Origin of the sequence: Salipiger sp. HF18 (genome assembly GCF_011806505.1) — a bacterium.
Lineage (GTDB): Bacteria > Pseudomonadota > Alphaproteobacteria > Rhodobacterales > Rhodobacteraceae > Salipiger > Salipiger thiooxidans.
The window spans coordinates 1-2931 of record NZ_JAATOS010000414.1 but is presented as its reverse complement, the minus strand read 5'-3'; the positions used below and the strand labels follow the sequence as shown (position 1 = coordinate 2931).

General features: G+C 64.4%; 2 protein-coding genes. One reads left to right on the top strand and one right to left on the bottom strand.

Annotation, left to right across the window (positions count from 1 at the left end):
* Positions 1 to 300: 300 nt before the first annotated feature.
* On the bottom strand, positions 301 to 1563 hold the full coding sequence (phaZ, locus tag HC022_RS21550) for a polyhydroxyalkanoate depolymerase (protein WP_008884543.1): 1263 nt from the start codon (positions 1561 to 1563) through the stop codon (positions 301 to 303).
* Positions 1564 to 1725: 162 nt separating this feature from the next.
* Here phaZ and HC022_RS21545 point away from each other — a divergent pair.
* A partial coding sequence (locus HC022_RS21545) for a class I poly(R)-hydroxyalkanoic acid synthase (RefSeq protein ID WP_167453780.1) occupies positions 1726 to 2931 on the top strand: 1206 nt, incomplete at its 3' end.

Here is a 2931-nt window from a genome sequence, read left to right as displayed (position 1 = left end):
CGCCCGGCTCGAGGCGCTCGACATGGACGTCCACGCCCTCTGCGCCTTCGACGGCCTCTGACCGGCCGCCCCTGACCGACCTCTGGGCCAAAGCGACCACGCCCGCCCTTCATCTTGCCCCTGAACTCCGGGGAGCGCGAGGGGCTGGCCCCTCGCCGCACGACCTCCCCCAAGTCCGCAACGCATTCCCGAAGGCGTCACCCCGGCCACAGAGCCCCCGAGGCCCCTCAAGGAGGGGCCGAGACGGAAAGCGCGCCCGCAAGGGCGCACCTCCGGATCATTCCCGATCCGCAAGAGCCCTCAGGCCGCGTTCGCGGCCTTCTTGCGGGGCGTGCCGGCGTTGGCGTCGATGAAATCGAGCACCAGCGGGCGGATGTTGTTGCGCCAGCTCTTGCCCGCGAAGATGCCGTAGTGGCCGGCATTGGGCTCGAGATGGCTCGCCTTCTTCGCATCCGGCAGCCCGGTGCAGAGATCGAGCGCCGCGACGCATTGTCCCGGGGCCGAGATGTCGTCGGCGGCGCCCTCGACGGTCTTCACCGCGACATCGGTGATCTTGCCGATGTCGACCTTGCGGCCCGCCACCACGAATTGGTTCTTGGCGATCTCGCCGTTCTTGAAGATCCGTTCCACCGTCGAGAGATAGAACTCCGCCGGCATGTCCATGACCGCGAGATACTCGTCGTAGAAGCGGTTGTGAGCGTCGTGGTCGGTGGCATCGCCATGGGCCACCCGCATGATCTGGTCGTTGAAGGCCTTGGAATGGCGATCCATGTTCATCGCGATGAAGGACGAGAGCTGCAGCAGCCCGGGATAGACCAGCCGGCCCACGCCCTTGTACTTGAAGCCGACCCGCTGGATCATCGATTCCTCGAGCTGGCCCATGGTGACCCGGTGGCCGAAATCGGTGACCTCGGTGGGGGTCGCGTTGGGGTCGATCGGGCCGCCGATCAGCGTCATGGTGCGCGGCTGCGCGTCGGGGTCGATGTCGGCGAGATAGGCGGTCGCCGCCAGCGTCAGCGGCGCCGGCTGGCAGATCGCGATGACGTTGGTTTCGGGGCCGAGGTGGCGCATGAACTCGACGAGGTACAGCGTGTAGTCCTCGATGTCGAACTTGCCGCAGCTCACCGGGATGTCGCGGGCGTTCTTCCAGTCGGTGACGTAGACCTCGGCGTCGGGGATCAGCGAGATCACCGTCGAGCGCACCAGCGTCGCGTAGTGGCCCGACATCGGCGCCACCACGAGGATCTTGCGGGCCTTCTCCTCGCGCTCGAGCACGTTGAAGTGGATCAGGTTGCCGAAGTCCTTCTCGAGCACCGTCTCCTTCTGCACGAGGTGGTCCTTGCCGTCGTTGCAGGTGATGGTGCGGATGCCCCAGCTGGGTTTCACCACCATGCGCTGAAAGCTGCGCTCGGTCACCTCGCCCCAGGCGGCCATCCAGGTGATCGCCGGGTTGGGAAGCGCCGCCAGTGCCGGGTACGAGGCCATTGCCTTGGCCGTGGCCCCCAACCACTGGTTGGTGTTGCGAAGGGATTCCATCAGGTCGTAGGTCGCCATGAATCGCATGTGCGAGTTCTCCTGTATCGTGACCCGCCAAAGCTTACGTGTCCCGGGTTGCCCCCTCCTTTGCAACCAGGACCGCCTCGGCGTCAAACCAATTCGCCGCTTTGCCCTAGCCAGCGGCATCGTTATTCTTCCGAGGGAGGAAGATAGGGGGGATTCGTGGCCATGACAACAAAAGCAGGCGTCATCAGCTCGGAGCGCGAAACATTCGAAACAAACCTCGCGAAGATCGAGGCGCTTTCACAGCGCCTGATCGAGGCGCTGGCGCACCGGAAACCCATCAACCAGGCGCTGCACGGCCCCGACCCCCTGCTCTATGCAGAGGCGGCGCAGGCGTACTGGCAGGAGTGGCTGAAGAACCCGGCGAAAGTCTTCGAGCAGCAGGTGGGGTATTGGGGCAAGTCCCTGAACCACTTCATGGAAGCGCAGCAGGCGCTGGCCGAGGGCAAGCTCGCCCCGCCCGCCGACACCGGGCCCACCGACAAGCGCTTCGGCAACCCGCTCTGGGACAGCCACCCCTATTTCAACTTCATCAAGCAGCAGTATCTCATCAACTCCGAGGCGATCCGCGACGCGGTCGACCAGATCGAGGAGATGGATCCCAAGGAAAAGCACCGCCTGCGGTATTTCGCCCAGCAGATCACCGACATGATGGCGCCGACGAACTTCTTCGCGACCAACCCCGACGCGCTGCAGAAGGCGGTCGCGACCGAGGGCGAGAGCCTCGTGAAGGGGCTCGAGAATCTGGTCGCGGATCTCGAGGCCAACAACGGCGAGCTGGTGGTCCGACTCGTGGACGAAGAGGCCTTCGAGGTCGGCGGCAACATCGCCACCGCCGAGGGCAAGGTGGTCTGGCGCAACCGGATGATGGAGCTCATCCAGTACTCCCCCACCACCGAGCAGGTGCACGAGACCCCGATGGTGGTCTTCCCGCCGTGGATCAACAAGTTCTACATCCTCGACCTCAAGCCGCAGAACAGCCTGATCCGCTACATCGTCGACCAGGGCTACACGCTCTTCGTGGTGAGCTGGGTCAACGCCGACGAGAGCTACCGCGACGTCGGGCTCGAGGACTACATCGAGGACGGCTACCTCACCGCCATGCGCGTCGTGCGCGAGATCTGCGGCACCGAGCAGGTCAACGTCACCGGCTACTGCATCGCCGGCACCACGCTGGCGCTGACCCTGTCGCTCTTGAAGAAGCGCGGCGACAAGCAGGTGAAGTCGGCGACCTTCTTCACCGCGCTCACCGACTTCAGCGACCAAGGCGAGTTCGTGCCGTTCCTGCAGAACGACTTCGTGGACGGCATCGAGAAGGAGATCGAGGCCAGCGGTATCCTCAAGAGCTTCATCATGTCGCGTTTTTTTTTT

Coding starts and splice junctions, on each gene's coding strand:
- phaZ (WP_008884543.1), bottom strand. CDS start 1,563: ATGCGATTCATGGCGACCTACGACCTGATGGAATCCCTTCGCAACACC.